This is a genomic window from Collinsella aerofaciens (genome assembly GCF_001405375.1).
GTDB lineage: Bacteria > Actinomycetota > Coriobacteriia > Coriobacteriales > Coriobacteriaceae > Collinsella > Collinsella aerofaciens_F.
Genome location: NZ_CYYP01000015.1, coordinates 18,860 through 35,044 on the forward strand (window position 1 = coordinate 18,860; position 16,185 = coordinate 35,044).

Here is a 16,185-nt window from a genome sequence, read left to right on the forward strand (position 1 = left end):
AGTTGCAACAGATGTGCCTCACGAAGGGATCCTCTATGACCGAGCTCCAAGAACTCCGTCGCTATCGCCGCGATCTCCATCGCATTCCGGAGCTCGATTTCGATCTTCCGCAAACCATCGCCTATATCGAGGGCGTGCTGGCACCGCTCGCCTGCGAAGTGACCCATCCGTGCCCCAGCTGCGTCTGCGCTTTCTTCGACGCCGGCGTTGATGCCGCGTATGCCACGGCGATTCGCGCCGATATGGATGCGCTGCCCATTGCCGAGGCAACAGGGGCAGCGTTCGCCTCGACCCATCCCGGCAAGATGCACGCTTGCGGACATGACGGACACATGGCCATGGCGCTTGCCGCCGCGACGTATGTCGACCGTACGATTCGCGAGCAGCCGGGCGCCATGAGGCGCAACGTTCTCTTTGTATTCCAGCCGGCCGAGGAAACGACCGGTGGTGCCAAGACGGTATGCGAGAGCGACGTGTTTGAGCGCTACGGGGCCGACCGCATTTTTGGCTTTCATGTGTGGCCCGATCTGCCCGCCGGCACGTTGGCGAGCTGCCCCGGTCCGCTGCTGGCGCGTTCGAGTGAGACGCATATCCATATTCACGGTACGAGCATCCACATCGCTAAGACCTATGGTGTGCCGGTTGGGGAGTCGCACGATGCCGCGTTGGCGGCAGCGAAGTTTTTGGTTGCCGAGCGCGAGCTGATGGACGAGCTGGGCACCGACGAGCCCTGTATCGGTAAGTTTGGTCTGCTGCAGGCCGGTACGGTTTGCAACGCGGTGGCGGGGGAGGCCCATGTGGCCGGAAGCCTGCGTGTGTTTACGGACGACATGTTCGACCGGGCGCGCGAAGGCGTGCGCCGCGTGCTGGACGATGCCTGTGCCGCAACGGGCTGCACGTACGATCTCGACTTTGCCGAGGGCTATCCGCCGGTTGACAACGACCCTGAGTTATTTGCCCGAATCGCGTCTGCTCTGCCCGAGTTACAGCTCGTGGACGAGCCGCTGTTGATTGCCGAGGATTTCGCCTTTTACCAGCGTCATCTGCCGGGCGTGTTTTTCCTGCTGGGCACGGGCGTTCCTGCCAGTCAGGATAATCCGCGCGACGCCGAGGGCTGCCCTGCCTATGCCACAAGTGCCCTGCATACTGATACCATGCTCTTTGACGAGGAAATCCTACTCAAGGGCCTCGATGTCTACAAACGATTGCTTTTGCTTGGTTAGTTGACGTAGACGGTTGTTCTAGAAAACACGAACAGATGTACGGTATAATAGAGATGTAAGTCTATAGAAACGTTTGACGTTATTAACGTAAGGCGATACTATGATTGCATCATATAAAGATGAAGACACTGAACGCTTTGCAATGGGTATGCGGATTAGGAAGTTCATTCCTTTTGAGCGGGTCGCCTTGAGGAAGATTCGACAACTGCAGATCTGCGCTTCGCTTGATGATCTTCGCGTTCCGCCAGGCAATCGTCTTGAAGCGTTGAAGGGCGATCGCGCCGGTCAATATAGTATCCGTGTCAATGAGCGCTATCGGGTCTGTTTTGAGTGGAGACAGGGGATGGCTTGGAATGTCGAAATCGTCGATTATCACAAGTGATGAGACTGCGTCCGATTTGCTGCCGCCGGTGACTCCTGGTGAGCTTCTCAAAGAGGAATTTCTTGTCCCTATGGGCATTTCTCAATATCGCCTTGCTAAGGAGACCGGGATTCCGGCTCAACGCATTGGGCAGATTATCTTGGGAAGGCGTCGTGTGACGGCCGACACCGACCTTCGCCTTTGCCGCTACTTTGGCCTGACGGATGGTTATTGGCTGCGCGCCCAGATAGCGTTTGATCTCGAGGCGGAGAAGAGGCACATCGAACCGGAACTGGATAAGATCGTTCCTGTCCAGCAGGCTATCGCATTGTAGTGTTCAAAGATGTTGAGGTTGGAGTGACGATGGGGCGACGCCGACAGACCGCCGTGTATAGTCCTGGTGGGTGCGGGTGCGGCTTGCTGCTGCTCCCGGTTATTGCTGTGAGCATTGGCGTGATGTTTGCGCTTGCCGGGTTGGCGGCAGCGGCACTCGTGTTGCTGATTGTGGCCATTGGCGTGACGATTTGGCTCTACCGCAATCGCGAGCAACGCCGTGCCGACGGTAAGACCAATGTTGGATGGATTGCCTTTTTGGTCATCGCCTACCTGCTGAGCATCAGCTATTTGGCCTTCTTTATCCTGTTGCTTGTGAGCACCTTTACCGGGGAATCCGTCACGGTGGGGTAGGCTTCGACGAGCCTTTTGAGGATGAGGCGAGGGGGTGGACTCTGAATGAACAGTGCCCCACATCAATATGTTTCATTCGTTGTGTAGCAATCCGAATGTGCAAGCGTTTGGCGTGAGAGCGCCGCCGCCAGCAACACAGGGATACAGGTCGCGATCGCCAGCCCCCATGCCAGCTCATCGCAAAAGCGCGTCAACGTCGCGCCTGACCAGGGCCATTTCCCGCTCGAGTTTGTAGGCTTGCTCGATCTTTTACATTGCATCAGCTCTGTTTTTCATAGCGTCAGCTATTGGCTTTACGAGTGGAAATGAAAGTTCTATGGCTATAGCATGGTTATGTCTTGGTTCTTCATTTCTTTGCTTGGGTTCGACTCACAAGAAAAAGAAAAAATACAGATGATAAATTATTTCCTGCTTGTATTGTTGGAAAATCGGAATTTCAGGAGGTGTTTTTATGCCACAAATGAATAAGGGAGGAAAATTTATTTTCGGGAAATCACTCATTCGGACGGATGGTACATTGCGGATTCCGCCGCAGGCAATGGAAGAATATCGCATTGCAGATGAAGGAAAAGTATATCTTTTTACCGGAAGTAAGATTACCGGTGGCTTCTGCGTCACCCGGAAAGGCCTTTTGCATCCGTCAAAGCTTGGTCACATTTTGGACGATACTCCATCGTTGCTTGACTACTCAGCAGGTTCTGGCGAATTTATTAAATACAAGGGGCGTTCCTACTGCTGGATAGAGATTTCACAGGAGGGGCAAATTCTTCTTACGAAGAAAATGATGGACTTTTTGAAGGTGGGACCCGGAATGGAGCTGCTCTCTATCCGCAGTAGCGACATCGCGTTTACGATGGGAGCTAAAGGACCGCTATTGGAAAAAGCAGAAAACTATGACGGTGAAATTCCGCTTTTTTAAGTGTAACAATTCCAGTTTATAAAATTAAGAACGATGTTGGCAAGCCTTGAGGTGTCATCGGCGATGGACACGCGCTTCATGCTCTTTTATATGGCAGCCTTAGCTCTCATCTAATGAATTCAAGTTTAATCCTTCCTACGATGTGCTGTGTGCCGGCGCGGTAGCCGGATCGTAGGAAGGATGCATAATGAAAAAGTTCGAAAACGAAGTGCTGCTGAGCCGTCGCGCTGCACTTGGCGCATTTGCCACCGTCGCCCTGGGGACTGCCGGTCTTCTTGCCGGTTGTGGTAGCGATAAAGCGACCGTCACGGAGGACGCTGGCGATGGCGACAAGAAGGAAGAGACGAAGAAGGAAGAACAGTCTACGACTGACCTGGCGGTTGGTGCGACGGTGACCACGGCTGCCGGTCTTTCCGTCGTTGTCGATTCCGTCCAGCCTGGCCTCACAAATTATGACGGTTCGACCATGACGGGCATTCACGTCACGTACGTCAACAATGGTGATGAGGGCGCAGATTACAACATCTACGACTGGAAGGGCGAGGACGCCAACGGCGCTCAGCAGAATCAGGGTTACTACAGCGAGGGCTCCGATGAGCTGCAGTCTGGTACCCTTGCCGCTGGTGGCTCAGTGGCGGGCAATATCTACTTTGATGGCGATATCAAGAAGGCACTGTATTTTGCCAACATGTTTGATAAGTCTGCCACTGCAAGCTGGGTGTTGGCCTAGCATGTCGCTACCGTTGCGCCGTATGGGAGGTGATGCCGTATGCCCGATAAAAAGCTGACTGACGAGTTACTCAATGAGCTTCTCGACGCGCCAAACATCGATGACTATATCAAAGAACACGACTTTGCCGCCCCGTCGCTTTCGAACTACCTGAAGCAGCTACTGCAGGAAAAGGGCTTGGAGCGCTCGCGCGTGGTTCGTATGGCCGATCTCAATGAGACCTTTGGCTATCAGATTTTTACCGGTGCGCGGCATCCGAGCCGCAATAAGGTGCTGCAGATTGCCTTTGCGATGGCGCTGACGCTCAAAGAGACTAACCGTGCGCTGACGGCTGCCGGGGTAAGCGTCCTTAACTGCAAGGACCGCCGCGATGCGATTATCATCTTTTGCATCGATCGCGGGTGCAGCCTCCAAAAGGTCAACGAGGAGCTGTATCGCTTTGGCGAGGAGACGGTGAGTTAGCGGCTGATATCTGAGCCGGCGGAGCTGCCGAACAACGATGCAAACGAACGGGGCGCGGATGCCATGGGGTGTCTGCGCCCTGCGCTATGATGGAGGCTATGGATACTCAGACCCCAACATATTCCGATGACGAGCTGACCGCAGCACTTGCCGAGCACCTGGCGTCGCTCGATTGCGACGACAGCTATCGCGTGGAGCGTGTACTTAAGCGCTCGACCGTTGAAACAAGCGAGCTCGTGTACTTTGAAGGAACCGGCGGTGGCTCGCTCGGCCCCTTTGTCCGTAAACGCATCGATGCTTCGGCTCAAATCGGCGGGGCATACGAGCGTCTGTTTGCCGTTCAGCGGGCAGGCAGGCGTTTTGAGCACCTGCCCAGAATCGTCGATTGTCGTCGTGTGGGCGACGAGCTCAACGTGGTTATGGAATACATCGAAGGGGAGACGCTCGGGGCGCTGGTGGACCGTCTGGGAGCCACCCCCGATTATGCGCGTGAATTGTATCCTGTCCTTTGCGACGCCGTGGGCGAGCTCCATGCCGGTTTTGCAATGGCGGGGGAGACGTCGGCGCCGGTGATCCATCGTGACCTCAAGCCGTCGAATATCATCGTGACAGGTGCCAACTATACGCCTGATGACGGCCTGACGTTTTCATCGCTGGTGATTATCGACCTGGGGATCGCGCGCGTATGGCACGATGGCGCCGATGCCGACACCGTCAAGTTTGGCACGCGACCCTATGCGCCGCCCGAGCAGTATGGGTTTGGGCAGACGAGCGTGCGAAGCGACGTCTACGCACTTGGCGCCCTGTTGTTCTTCTGCTTGACGGGAGTCGACCCTAAGCCAGGGCTCGACATGCGCGAGCAATGCGAGGCGCGCGGCATTCCCACTCCACTTGCCGATGCCGTCTGCATGTCGATGGCGCTCGACCCGGCCAAGCGTTTTGCGAGTGCGGAAGCGTTGGGACGGGCGACGCGCGCGGCATACGATCTGAGTCGCCCCGTGCGGCCTCCTGCGCCGCCTGTCCGAACTCCGGCCTCGGAGACGGTGTTGACGCCCCAAGGGCTCCAGAACCCCGCAGGGCCTCCTGGCCCTGCCGCCTCCGCTGCATGCGGCCTGCTCTCTCGCGTTCCGGAGTCTCTGGGCCGCATTTGGAATACGCTCGTCTGCTTCTCGCTGCTTGTGTTCTTTGCCGGAAGTCACTTTGCCGTCTTTCACCCCACCGGAGCAAACCAAAGCTACCCGACGTGGCTTCTCATAATCGAGTATTTTTTCTTTGTCGATGGCCTTATGGTGCTTATGCATTTCGCACTGCTCGATAAGCGCCGTCTTCGTCGGCGATTCGCACTGCTCGACAGCTATCGCGGCAAGAAACTCGCGAAACTCTGGCTCAAGGCATTGGGTGTGCTGCTCCTATGCATGATTGTCATAGTCGCGGTTGCCAATGCGACCGGCGTCGTCGATACCTCCGCTACCTAAAAGAAAAGGACCCCATTGGGGCCCTTTGCAGTTGCACTTAGATGCGGTTCATCTGAGCGGCGACTTTGTTGTACCAGTCCTGCCACGTGGGCGGGCAGTACTTTTTGGCCGCTGCCGGGGTAAGGGTGGAGCCGTAGTTGGCGCCCAGATAGGCAACGTGAGCGGAGATGCCCTCGCTCCAGCTGCCAAAGCTGCGCCAACCGCCGCCACGTGCGCTCCAGCCCCAGGCGTTGTAAGAATTGGCGCAATAAGCACCCTTGGTGCTCTCGATGCAGGCGATGGCGGGGGACCAACGGGGGTCGACACCGGTATTCCAAGCGGCGACGGCAAAGTTATAGCCCTGGCCTGCCATGGGGGAGCCGGCGAGATAATTGTCGATGCGGCCTGTCCACTCATTAATGAACGAATCGTAATCGGAGCTACCAGTATTGGAGCTGTTCACCGTGGTGTCGATGGTGGTGTTGGTGTTGGTGGCCTGGCTGCTGGAATTGCTGCCGCTTACGCCCTCGCCCGAGAGCTTCTCGGCGGCAGCGGCCTTATCGGCCTCAAGCTTGGCAAGCTCGGCGGCATTTTCCTGCTCGGCTTTTGCCTGTGCCTCGCTGCGGAGCTGCTGGGCCTGTGCCAGCGCATCCTCGGCGTTTTTCTGCTCTGCCTCAAGCTGAGACTTGGCCTGCTGGAGCTCAGCCTTGTTCTGCTCGAGTTCGGTTTGCATGTTATTGAGCTGTTCGATCTCGTCGACGCTCGAGCTCGTGATCTGGTTGGTGTATTTGCAGGTCGTGATGAACTCACCCAGGCTCTGTGCGTTGACCAGGAAGCTCACGATGGGATTGGTGCCCTTCTGATACTTGTACAGATCGCGCATGGCGGAGCTTGCCTTGGCCTGCTGCTCGGGAAGCTTGGCCTCGATTTCCTCGATGCTTGCCTCATTGGAGTCAATCTGCTTTTGCAGGTCATCGAGTTTGGTGCGGGCGTCGTTGTAGGCGCTCGTGGCGGCTTCGATCTTCTGCTGGGCTGCGGAAAGCTGGTCCTGCGTTGCCTGCGAGGCGGCATACGCCGCAACGGGGGAGAGCATCGGCGTGGCCGTCAGCGCAACGGCGAGCACGGCGCTCGTGATGATACGAGCCGGCTTCGACGCAATGAACGCTGCGGTGCGATGATTCGAATGCTGCATCCAGTCCCTCTGCAATCAATCGTAGGTTATGGTTCGAACGGTATTCTACTACTGCTTTCGACCTCAACTTGAACCTTAAAGGTTCCAAAGGGTCAAGTTGAACTTGAGGCTTTGGCTTTGACCTGCAGTTATGATGAATTGTTGAGAAACCATAGAGTTCAACTTTAACGTTACAGAGCTCTGTTTGAGAGGAGTTTTGGGCAGTAAAAGCCATCTCAACGTGGGGTTTTATAACTACAGCGTGCCCTTCTGGCGAGCCTGCTCAATCTCTTCGAGGGCCTCGGCGGGGGTGAACGAACAGGTGCCGTCGCCGAGCTTGACTACCTGGATTTCGTCACCGGCGTTGACCTCTCCGCCCTTTAGTACCACGCCAAAAACGCCCTCGTGGGGAAAGATGCAGTCGCCGGCGAGATAGTAGATGGCACAGCGTGTGTGGCAGACCTTGCCGATTTGGCTGATTTCGACAAGCACCTCGCTGCCAAGCTTGAGCTGTGTGCCCAAGGGGAGCGAGAGCAGGTTGATGCCCCGGGTTGTGAAGTTCTCGCCAAAGTCGCCCTCGTGCACATCGAGCCCGCGCGCCTGCGCCGTCTGGATAGACTCTGCAGCTAAAAAGGAAACCTGGCGGTGCCAATGCCCGGCGTGCGCATCAGAGGCGAGGCCAAATTGCTCTATAACGGTGTCGTGCCCGTCGGCGACGGGCGACTTGCGCGTGCCCTTGTGTGCCGACGTGTTGATCGAGACAATGCGGGCGGGTCCGTTGTAGGCGTCGTTTGCCGTGCACAGGGGAGCGGTCGCTTTCGCACGTTCTGCCAGCTCGCGCCTCGCGGCATTGAGGATGGGATTATCGGTCGGATGGTCTTGGGGCACGTGTGCGCCTTTCGCTCGAAGATGTCAATACGATGAATCCTACAACAATGGTAGGTTCATTGCCCATTGTCATACAACGGTGAGCGCCGTCTTCGTGCTGGACGATTACGTCGATTGCCATAGATACGGTGGAGCTTTGGGCGCCGGCGGCTTGGCACGCTAGAATGAATCAGTTGCGCAAAGACCGCCCGTTGTGTGGGCAGTTCATGATAGGAAGTTTCCATGGCATTGCAGTTTACAGAGCGCGAGTTCATTCCCGTGCTGCTTGGTGGCGACATCAACGCCTATTCGGTGGCGCGCGCCTTCTACGAGGAGTACCAGGTCAAGAGTCTGGTTTTTGGCAAGTACCAGACGGGTCCCGCGTACCGCAGCCAGATTATCGACTACACGCCCAACGTGGATATCGATACCATGCCCGTGATGCTCAAAACCGTCAACGGCATTGCCCAAGCGCATGCCGATAAGACGATTGTCCTTGTGGGCTGTGGCGATAACTATGTTGCCCTCGTGGCTCAGGCCAAGGATGCCCATGAGTTGGCGGATAACATCGTCGCGCCTTACGCTCCCTATAGCATGCTTGAGCAGTGTCAGAAGAAGGAGATCTTCTACGAGCTGTGCGAGAAGCATGGCGTGCCCTATCCACACACGTTTACCTTTACCAAGGCGATGCTCAATGCTCAGGGTGAGGCGCCTGCCGAAGTGCTCGACCAGATCGATTTTCCTTACCCGATGATTCTGAAGCCTTCTGACGGCATCATGTGGTGGCAGCATGAGTTCGAGGGCCAGAAGAAGGCCTATGAGATTGCCGACCGCGCCGAGCTGGAACAGGTCATTCGCGATTCGTATGCCAGCGGCTACACTGACGATCTGATCTTGCAGGATCGCGTGCCCGGCAACGACGAGTACATGCGCGTGCTCACCAGCTATTCCGACCGCAACGGTAAGGTCCGCATGATGTGCCTGGGCCATGTGCTGCTCGAGGAGCATCAGCCCCACGGTGTCGGCAACCATGCCTGTATCATTACCGAGCCCAACGACGAGCTCATGGGCGGCGTGCGCAAGTTGCTCGAGGACCTTCACTTTGTGGGCTATTCCAACTTTGACGTTAAGTACGACGAGCGCGATGGCTCGTTTAAGTTCTTCGATTTCAACACGCGCCAGGGTCGCAGCAACTACTACGTTACCAACAGCGGCTTTAACGTTGCCAAGTATGTGGTGGACGAGTATGTGCTCAACCGCCCGTTTGAGCCGGAGTTTGTGACGGCGCAGGACGAGGCCCTGTGGATGGTCGTCCCCATGGGCGTCGTCGACAAGTACGTCAAGGATCCCGAGCTGCGCGCTAAGGTGCATCGCCTGGACAAGGAGGGCAAGGGCGCCGACCCTTCGTTTATGAAGGGCGACTTTGTCTTTAACCGCTGGCTGCGCATGTGGCACACCAAGCTGCGCCACTTTAAGCTGTTCAAGACGTATTACAAGTAGATGAGCGCGGCGCCCGTCCGGTTTGCATCGGGCGGGCGCGGGTATGATACGCGCAATTGCGCAAGCGTCACCAAGGAGGCGGCGATGGAAAAGCTGGGAGTTATCGGCGGCATGGGCGCCGAGGCCACGTCGTATTACTACGACCAGGTGGTGCGTCATACGGCTGCTGCCTGCGATCAGGAACATATCGACATGGTGGTACTCTCCAAGTCGACCATGCCCGACCGCACGCTGGCCATTAAGACCGGCGAGCATGCCAAACTGCTGGCGACCATGAAAGAGTGCGCCCAGGCACTCGAGTCGCTGGGCTGTGCACACATTGCCATTCCCTGCAACACGTCACACTACTTCTATGACCAGATCCAGTCGTTTACGAAGGTGCCGATTATCCACATGCCGCGTGAGTCGGTGCGCTATGCTCTGGCCGGTGCGGTGATGGGGGAGTGCGAGTTCGACCCCAACCTGAGTATGCCGGCCGAGCCGGTGCATAAGATCGGCATCATGGGAACCGATGGCACCGTGGGCGCGGGCGTCTACGGCCGCGAATGCGAGGCCGCGGGTGTCGAGGTTGTCTATCCCAGCGAGAAACGTCAGAACGATGTGATGTCGCTTATCTACGATGATGTGAAGGCCGGACGTGAGCCCGATATGGATAAGTTCGACCGCGTGATGTGGGAGTTCGCCCGTAGCGGCTGCGACCGCGTCATTCTGGCCTGCACCGAGCTCTCGGTGTTGCAAAAGTACCGAGAGATGCCCGAGATCACCCTCGACGCCATGGATGTCCTGGTGCGCGAATCCATCATCCGCAGCGGCGCCCCCTACCGCCTCTAGCTTCCGACCTGCCAAAAAGGGACAGGTTTATTTTGGTAGGTTTTATCTGGTGAAACAGTAAAGGCCTCGGCTCGTTTGGTGCGAGCCGAAGCCTTTTGCGTTGGGGCGGTTGCTGTCGGTGGTGAACTAGAACAGGAAGCCGATGACGATGAGGGCGATGCTGACGATGAGCACGGCGATGTCCAGGCCCTTGATGGGGTAGCGCTTGTACGAGCTGGCGCGCGTACGCAGATAGAAGCCGCGCTGTTCTGCCGCCAAGGCTGTGGCATCGGTCTTGCCCACACTCGAGATGAGCAGCGGCACGCACAGTGGCAGCATGAGCTTAAGCTTCTTGATGGGGTTCTTGGTGTCGTACTCGACGCCGCGTGCGGTCTGCGCCTCCATGATGGCGTTCATCTCCTGACCAAACACCGGCACAAAGCGCAGCGCCGTGGTAAAGGTGAAGGCATAGCGATACGGCACGTGCAGCACCTCGACGCAGGCGTTGGCAAGGTCGTTGAGCTTGGTCACCATGAGCATGAGGATGAGTGGTAACGCCACACCCAGCAGGCGCAGACAGGCCTTCGATCCCGTGATGAGGCCCGTGTCGGTGATAAAGCTCCACACCACGTTGCCATCGCGCATAAAGGCCAGCTGGAGCACCAGCATGATAAGCGCGAGCGGAATCAGCAACTTGAGCAGCGAGAACAGACGGTCGACGACGCCGGCATAGGCACCCAGTGCAAGGGTGAGTGCCAAAAAGCCCAGCAGCGCCACGTAGGTGTCGGACAAAAAGATGCCGACGATGATGGCGGCGGCGAGGCCCAGTTTGACGACGGGGTTCAGGCGATGCAGCAGCGTATCGCCCGGCATGTAGTCGATGACGTTAACCACGGTGGACCATCTCCTTGGTAATTCGAACGACATCGGTGACCTCGCTCACCTGCGCAAAAGCGGGCGAGACGGAAGATGCCAGACGGCGCGAGAGTTCAATAACCTGGGGAGGCTCCACGTAGGCACGCCGCATGAGATCGATGTTCGAGAATAGCTCGTGCGTGCGGCCGCGGTCGAGGATGCGACCGTCGGCCATTACCACAATGCGCTCGGCAAAATCCGAGACGACTTCCATATCGTGGCAGACCATGATAACGGCGCAACCGCGCTCGGCCATGGTGCGCACTGTTTCCATGACGGTCATGCACTCGCGGTAATCAAGGCCGCTCGTGGGCTCGTCGAGCACGACGATCTTGGGCTCAACCACTACGACGGAGGCAAGCGCCACCATTTGTCGCTGACCGCGCGAGAGCGAGAAGGGCGCCTCGTCGGCCGGCAAGCCAAAGCGGTCGATGACGAGCTGGGCGCGACGCAGCGCCTCGGCACGGTCGATGCCGGTAAGCTCCAGGCCAAAGGCGACCTCGTCGAGCACGGTGTCCTTGCAGATCTGGCGGTCGGGGTTTTGGAAAAGGGTCGCGACCTCGCGAGCGATGCGGCTCGTGGGAACGGCTGCGGTATCCAGTCCCGTGACGCGCACGCTGCCCGAGGCGGGCTTAAGCAAGCCTGTGAGCAGTTTGGTGAGCGTGGTCTTGCCGGCGCCGTTTTGGCCGACGATGCCCACGAGCTCGCCAGGATAGAGCGTCAGGCTAAGGTCGTGTACGGCGGCTCCGCCATTGGGATAGGCAAACTCAACATGGTCGAAGGTGAGTACGGGTTCGGCGTCCTTGGCATGAGGGCGCAACGACGGTGCATGCGGGGAACCGGCGGGCGTCTGGGCTTCGATGGCCACGTGTGCGGGGTCGACTATGCCCGAAATCAGGCGCTCGGCCTCATCGACATCCAAGCAGGGGGTACCGCTTACCAGGCCATCAGCCTCGAGGCTATTGAAGATGCGCGTGACGCGAGGGCAGTCGACGCCGATGGCACGGAGCTCGTCGGTATGCGCGAAGACCTCGTGTGGCTCGCCCTGCAGCGCAATTTCGCCATGGTTGAGCACGAGCACGCGGTTGCAGTACTCCGAGAGCAGGGCGACCTTTTGCTCAACGACGACGATGGTGATTCCAAGTGTGCGGTTTGCCTCACGCAGCGTCTCGAAGACCAACGTGGAGCTGGCGGGGTCGAGTGCCGCGGTGGGCTCGTCGAGAACCAAGACGCGCGGACGCATGGCGAGGATGGCGGCGATGGCTACCTTTTGCTTCTGTCCGCCCGAGAGGGTGGCGATCTCGCGGTCGCGCAGGTCGCTGATGCCGACGGTCTCGAGCGTTTCGCTCACGCGCTGCTCGATCTGGTCGTGGGGAACGCCAAAGTTCTCGAGGCCAAAGAGCATCTCGTCCTCGACGACCGAAGCGACCATCTGCGTGTCGATATCCTGCAGCACGCTGCCGACGATTTGCGACACGTCGGTCAGCGAGACCTCGCAGGTGTCGTGGCCGTCAACCATGACGGACCCAAAGAACGTGCCGGTGTAGTGGTGGGGCACGGCACCCGACAGGCAGGCGGCAAGCGTGGACTTGCCGGCGCCCGAGGGCCCGATGATGCCGATGAAATCTCCCTTGTTCACGCTGAGCGAGATGTGGCTGAGCGCCTGCTCGGTTTGCGTGCCATAGGAGAACGAGACATCGTCGACGTTGATGATCGTTTTCATGGATACCTTTCATAGTCAATGGACGTTCTTACATGACCAGTCGTTTAAGAACGTCCCCAAAAGCTAGTCGTTTGGGACAGTCTTTGGTGGTGAAGCACGGAGACGGCTTTACGAGGGGCCCCAGGTTGGCGCGAGAAAGAGGAGCGAAGCGTACTTGGGTACGCGAGCGACGAATGAACGCCAAGATGGGGTGGCTCGTAAAGTCGAACGGGCTAGTTGAGCTTCAGGGCCTTCTGGATGGGCAAGTAGAGGGCGCCGACCAGAATGGCGTTAAAGACGGCGGTCATGGCGACGACGGGCAGCATGGCGGCGGCGAGCTCGCCTACCACGCCGAGCATGGCCATCTTGATGACCATGAAGATGGCGCCGGAGACAAAGGTGGTCAGGAAGGTTGCGACAATGGCGATGGCGGGCTTGACCTGACCGTTCTTGCCGGCGGCGTTGACGATGCCGGCCATGAGCATGGCGGCGATGCCCTCGGCGGCAAAATCAACGAACGGCGAAGTAGTGGTGATCTGGATCACGGCAGCCGAGATAAGGCCAATGACGAGCGCCTGGCCGATGTTGGGGCGAACGACCAGGATGGTGAGGCAGAAGGCCGAGATGATGAACTCGGGGCTGATCATGCCGCCCGAGATGCCCGAGATGGCCTTGCCGACGGTGAAGTTGAGGATGAAGCCGGCGGCGAGCAGGATGGCGAGCAGGACGAGGGCGCGGACATCGAGTTTGCCGCGGTCAGCGGTCTGGACGGTGCGGGGCTGGGCGGCGGTGGTGTTCTGAGACATGGTGAAAATCCTTTCGGAATGGGAGTGCAAGAGAAAAGCGGAGGCGCGTGATGCGAATGCGATCGGGCTCGAGATAGAAAAAGGCCCCCGGTCGAAACCGGAGGCCTTCCAATCACCTAGAGCGCAAAAACAGGCGTGAGGGACTCACTGTCGACCGATCGTATTCGCATCACGCCACCACCAGTTGTTGAGAGACGTCATCGTGTTCTTCATGTTGGTGGCTCCTTTCGTGATGCCGTGGCGCGGTCGCACCTAGTTGCTGTTGCGCTGCACTATAGCACAGCGAAGTGTGTGCGGGGAAATCTTTTTTGAAAAGATTTCAGGCGGTTTTCCCGCCGGTCAAAAGAGCGGGCTGAGCGGGCGAGGCTGCCATTGCTGCCTTGTCCGCTCAGCTAAGACGTTACTCCTTATTGCGACGGTAGAGGAAGTAACCGCCCGCGGAGATGACGGCAACGCCAGCGATGGCGAATGCGGCCACCATGCGGCCATCAAAACGATCGCCAGTGGTGGGCAGGCCGCCCTTGGTGTTCGTCTTGTTAGTGGTTACCGTGGTCGTGGTGTCGGACTTGCTAGGCTTCTCAGGCTTGGCGGCTGGCTGCTCGGGGGTACCGGGCTGCTCAGGAGTACCAGGCTGCTCGGGGGTGCCGGGCTGATCCGGGGTGACCGGATCGGTGGCAAGAGCATCCTTGGCGTAGGTGATGGACACCTTGAGGCCGTTGGTCTCGGTGTTCAGGTCGCTTGGGGTGAAGGGCTGGTCGAAGTTTTCGGCCTTCTGATAGGCGCGCATCTCCTGGAGCAGTGCCTTGCACTTCTTGTAGGTGTTCTCGGTAGCAGCCTTGCCGGCCTTGTTGGCCAGGGCAGTGCGGCCCTCGGTGGTCGTCTCGGCCAGCATGGCGGTGTCGACTTCCTTGTTCTGCTCGATGAGCTCGTTCTGGAGCGCATCGAGGTAGGTGCGGACGCTGGTGGCGAATTGTGCGCGGTTCGCGAAGCAAAGCGAGTTGATGTCCATCAGGACGTAGTTAATGGAGTTCTCGGGCTCCTCGTTGTTCACGATGTCCGTCTCGCTGCAGTGACCATAATCAACGGTCTGGTCGCTGAAGTAGGGGCTGACTTCGGTCATCAGAGCGGAGTATAGCGGGATAGCGACGGAGAACTCGGCGCAGGAGAGCATCTCCCACTGGATGGTTGCAACCTCGGGGTCATAGCCCTTTCGAATCTGGAAGAGGTTGGCCTCGGCGTTGCGGTTGGAACCGATGCTGCTGACACCGTCAGTATTGGCATTAAGGCCGGGGACTTTTTCACCGCGGTTGCCGAAGGCGCGAATCAGCTCAAACGTGTTCCAGTCGGACTTGCTGGGCTGGAAGAACAGCGGCTGCATCTCATGAACCATGGCACCGAGCGTGACGTCATTCTTGTCCTTGTCCTTGACGATCTCGTAGTCGGTGCCCTCGGTCAGCGGAGCCATAAAGTAGTCGCGGCCCTGGATATAACGCGCCCAAGAGCCCATGCCCGTATTGTTGATAGATGCACCGTAGGTCTGGGCAACATCGAACTGTCCGTCTTCAAAGTACTTGGCGAAGCCCTTCTCTTCGGGCATAGTCTTGATCCCCTCAGAGTGGAGGCAGTTCTCAGGATCGTCAAGATTGACCTGAAAATTGAGGTTACTAATGTTGGGGTTGACCGAAGCGACGTCGTCGGTCAGCTTCATAGCGATCCACTGGTGGCCGGAAAGCGCGGCGAACAGCCAAGTCTCGGTGTTGTCGGCGATGACAATCTGGTCGTTGGAGCAGACGCCCTGCTCGTCAATCAGACTGCCGATAAGCTCGACGCCCTCGCGGGCCGTTGCGCTCTCGCCCAAGATGACGCCCGCGTAGCTGTACTCGCCGATGCCGGTATTTTTGACCTCGGGATTTGCTTTGTGGGCATGCTTGGTCGTGGGATCCGCTGCCTTGGCATCGTCGTTGTAGGAGGTGCTCAGTGTTGCGGAGCAGGAGACGCCCCTCTCATTGATGCCGGCCTCGGAGTAGGCATCCCAGCGTCCGTCCCACTCAGCAGGATGGTCGCGCACGTAGCTGTAACGATACGTAGTCTTGGTCGAGGTGTAGGAGAATCCGGACTCGTCCGAGCTGTAGGTATGACCAGGGCCATAAGAGGGCTCGATGCCATAGTGTTTGAGGTAACGAGTGCCAATGTCCTCGGTGCGGCCGTAGTACGTATTACCGTCGGCCGTCAGCTTGTTGCCCATATAGACCTGCGTGCAGGCGAGCGCAGAGGTCGGCATGGACATGATGGTTGCAGCTCCAAAGGCGAGGCCTATGCCTAACTTCTTGAGCGCGTTGACGGGGTGAGTTTTCCTCATTTTCCCTCCCAGCGTGCGAAAGCCCTCTGTCGCCAGAGGGCTTCAGCCAATAAAGACACCTCATTAGCGTAACGAACTAGAAACAATATTCATCTATGAAAGAAACTTACTCGATAAGCGTGATGAAATATGCGATGAGCGGTAAATCGTACTCATTTTGTAGCTTTACTTAAATAAAGACACCCTGCAATTACTGTATCTGAATAAAGCGCCTTGCAC

General features: G+C 57.9%; 16 protein-coding genes. 10 read left to right on the forward strand and 6 right to left on the reverse strand.

Annotation, left to right across the window (positions count from 1 at the left end; translation table 11 throughout):
- Positions 1-35 precede the first annotated feature (35 nt).
- From ARB25_RS07970 to ARB25_RS08005, 8 genes are all read left to right on the forward strand, one after another.
- On the forward strand, positions 36-1,223 hold the full coding sequence (locus ARB25_RS07970) for an N-acetyldiaminopimelate deacetylase (RefSeq protein ID WP_055287216.1): 1,188 nt from the start codon (positions 36-38) through the stop codon (positions 1,221-1,223).
- A gap of 100 nt (positions 1,224-1,323) precedes the next feature.
- Positions 1,324-1,605: a type II toxin-antitoxin system RelE/ParE family toxin gene (locus tag ARB25_RS07975; RefSeq protein ID WP_055287217.1), complete on the forward strand. Its 282-nt coding sequence runs from the start codon at positions 1,324-1,326 to the stop codon at positions 1,603-1,605.
- Positions 1,577-1,918, forward strand: a complete 342-nt coding sequence (locus tag ARB25_RS07980) for a HigA family addiction module antitoxin (RefSeq protein ID WP_055287219.1) — start codon at positions 1,577-1,579, stop codon at positions 1,916-1,918. Before ARB25_RS07975 ends, ARB25_RS07980 begins: the two co-directional genes overlap by 29 nt.
- Before the next feature lie 29 nt (positions 1,919-1,947).
- Entirely contained in the window at positions 1,948-2,271 is a 324-nt protein-coding gene (locus ARB25_RS07985; protein ID WP_156327713.1) for a hypothetical protein, read from the forward strand.
- A 451-nt stretch (positions 2,272-2,722) separates the two neighbouring features.
- Entirely contained in the window at positions 2,723-3,190 is a 468-nt protein-coding gene (locus ARB25_RS07990; protein ID WP_055287223.1) for a hypothetical protein, read from the forward strand.
- A gap of 187 nt (positions 3,191-3,377) precedes the next feature.
- On the forward strand, positions 3,378-3,920 hold the full coding sequence (locus ARB25_RS07995; RefSeq protein WP_055287225.1) for a DUF4352 domain-containing protein: 543 nt from the start codon (positions 3,378-3,380) through the stop codon (positions 3,918-3,920).
- A gap of 39 nt (positions 3,921-3,959) precedes the next feature.
- The gene (locus tag ARB25_RS08000) at positions 3,960-4,382 is read left to right on the forward strand and encodes a hypothetical protein (protein ID WP_055287227.1); all 423 of its coding nucleotides are present in this window, start codon (positions 3,960-3,962) and stop codon (positions 4,380-4,382) included.
- Positions 4,383-4,480: 98 nt separating this feature from the next.
- On the forward strand, positions 4,481-5,857 hold the full coding sequence (locus ARB25_RS08005) for a serine/threonine protein kinase (RefSeq protein ID WP_055287229.1): 1,377 nt from the start codon (positions 4,481-4,483) through the stop codon (positions 5,855-5,857).
- A gap of 37 nt (positions 5,858-5,894) precedes the next feature.
- Here the strand turns inward: ARB25_RS08005 and ARB25_RS08010 are convergent, their stop codons facing one another.
- Positions 5,895-7,028 carry a coiled-coil domain-containing protein gene (locus ARB25_RS08010; RefSeq protein ID WP_055287231.1) on the reverse strand — a complete coding sequence of 378 codons (1,134 nt, stop codon included), beginning with the start codon at positions 7,026-7,028 and terminating at the stop codon, positions 5,895-5,897.
- 234 nt (positions 7,029-7,262) lie between these two features.
- Complete coding sequence (locus ARB25_RS08015; protein WP_216595139.1) at positions 7,263-7,895, reverse strand: MOSC domain-containing protein; 633 nt, start codon at positions 7,893-7,895, stop codon at positions 7,263-7,265.
- 222 nt (positions 7,896-8,117) lie between these two features.
- Here ARB25_RS08015 and ARB25_RS08020 point away from each other — a divergent pair, with 222 nt between their 5' ends.
- Together ARB25_RS08020 and ARB25_RS08025 are read left to right on the forward strand one after the other, a co-directional pair.
- Complete coding sequence (locus tag ARB25_RS08020; protein WP_055287233.1) at positions 8,118-9,374, forward strand: carboxylate--amine ligase; 1,257 nt, start codon at positions 8,118-8,120, stop codon at positions 9,372-9,374.
- An 84-nt stretch (positions 9,375-9,458) separates the two neighbouring features.
- On the forward strand, positions 9,459-10,205 hold the full coding sequence (locus ARB25_RS08025; RefSeq protein WP_055287235.1) for an aspartate/glutamate racemase family protein: 747 nt from the start codon (positions 9,459-9,461) through the stop codon (positions 10,203-10,205).
- A 126-nt stretch (positions 10,206-10,331) separates the two neighbouring features.
- On the opposite strand, the gene ARB25_RS08030 is transcribed toward ARB25_RS08025, so the two are convergent.
- The 4 genes from ARB25_RS08030 to ARB25_RS08045 all read right to left on the reverse strand — a co-directional run bounded on the left by ARB25_RS08030 (position 10,332) and on the right by ARB25_RS08045 (position 15,966).
- Positions 10,332-11,078 (reverse strand): energy-coupling factor transporter transmembrane component T family protein, encoded by a 747-nt coding sequence (locus ARB25_RS08030; RefSeq protein WP_055287237.1) that lies wholly within the window; start codon positions 11,076-11,078, stop codon positions 10,332-10,334.
- Complete coding sequence (locus ARB25_RS08035; protein WP_055287239.1) at positions 11,071-12,822, reverse strand: ABC transporter ATP-binding protein; 1,752 nt, start codon at positions 12,820-12,822, stop codon at positions 11,071-11,073. Before ARB25_RS08035 ends, ARB25_RS08030 begins: the two co-directional genes overlap by 8 nt.
- A 212-nt stretch (positions 12,823-13,034) precedes the next feature.
- Complete coding sequence (locus ARB25_RS08040; RefSeq protein WP_055287241.1) at positions 13,035-13,607, reverse strand: hypothetical protein; 573 nt, start codon at positions 13,605-13,607, stop codon at positions 13,035-13,037.
- A 400-nt stretch (positions 13,608-14,007) separates the two neighbouring features.
- A complete protein-coding gene (locus tag ARB25_RS08045) occupies positions 14,008-15,966 on the reverse strand; it encodes a C69 family dipeptidase (RefSeq protein WP_082421935.1) in 1,959 nt (652 codons plus the stop codon).
- Between the last annotated feature and the right edge of the window lie 219 nt (positions 15,967-16,185).

Bases quoted from the DNA above. Each gene is read 5' to 3' on its own strand.
- ARB25_RS08025 (WP_055287235.1), top strand. From the start codon at position 9,459: ATGGAAAAGCTGGGAGTTATCGGCGGCATGGGCGCCGAGGCCACGTCG.
- ARB25_RS07990 (WP_055287223.1), top strand. From the start codon at position 2,723: ATGCCACAAATGAATAAGGGAGGAAAATTTATTTTCGGGAAATCACTC.
- ARB25_RS08020 (WP_055287233.1), top strand. From the start codon at position 8,118: ATGGCATTGCAGTTTACAGAGCGCGAGTTCATTCCCGTGCTGCTTGGT.
- ARB25_RS08010 (WP_055287231.1), bottom strand. From the start codon at position 7,028: ATGCAGCATTCGAATCATCGCACCGCAGCGTTCATTGCGTCGAAGCCG.
- ARB25_RS08045 (WP_082421935.1), bottom strand. From the start codon at position 15,966: ATGAGGAAAACTCACCCCGTCAACGCGCTCAAGAAGTTAGGCATAGGC.
- ARB25_RS08035 (WP_055287239.1), bottom strand. From the start codon at position 12,822: ATGAAAACGATCATCAACGTCGACGATGTCTCGTTCTCCTATGGCACG.
- ARB25_RS07980 (WP_055287219.1), top strand. From the start codon at position 1,577: ATGTCGAAATCGTCGATTATCACAAGTGATGAGACTGCGTCCGATTTG.
- ARB25_RS08040 (WP_055287241.1), bottom strand. From the start codon at position 13,607: ATGTCTCAGAACACCACCGCCGCCCAGCCCCGCACCGTCCAGACCGCT.
- ARB25_RS07975 (WP_055287217.1), top strand. From the start codon at position 1,324: ATGATTGCATCATATAAAGATGAAGACACTGAACGCTTTGCAATGGGT.
- ARB25_RS07995 (WP_055287225.1), top strand. From the start codon at position 3,378: ATGAAAAAGTTCGAAAACGAAGTGCTGCTGAGCCGTCGCGCTGCACTT.
- ARB25_RS07985 (WP_156327713.1), top strand. From the start codon at position 1,948: ATGGGGCGACGCCGACAGACCGCCGTGTATAGTCCTGGTGGGTGCGGG.
- ARB25_RS07970 (WP_055287216.1), top strand. From the start codon at position 36: ATGACCGAGCTCCAAGAACTCCGTCGCTATCGCCGCGATCTCCATCGC.
- ARB25_RS08000 (WP_055287227.1), top strand. From the start codon at position 3,960: ATGCCCGATAAAAAGCTGACTGACGAGTTACTCAATGAGCTTCTCGAC.
- ARB25_RS08005 (WP_055287229.1), top strand. From the start codon at position 4,481: ATGGATACTCAGACCCCAACATATTCCGATGACGAGCTGACCGCAGCA.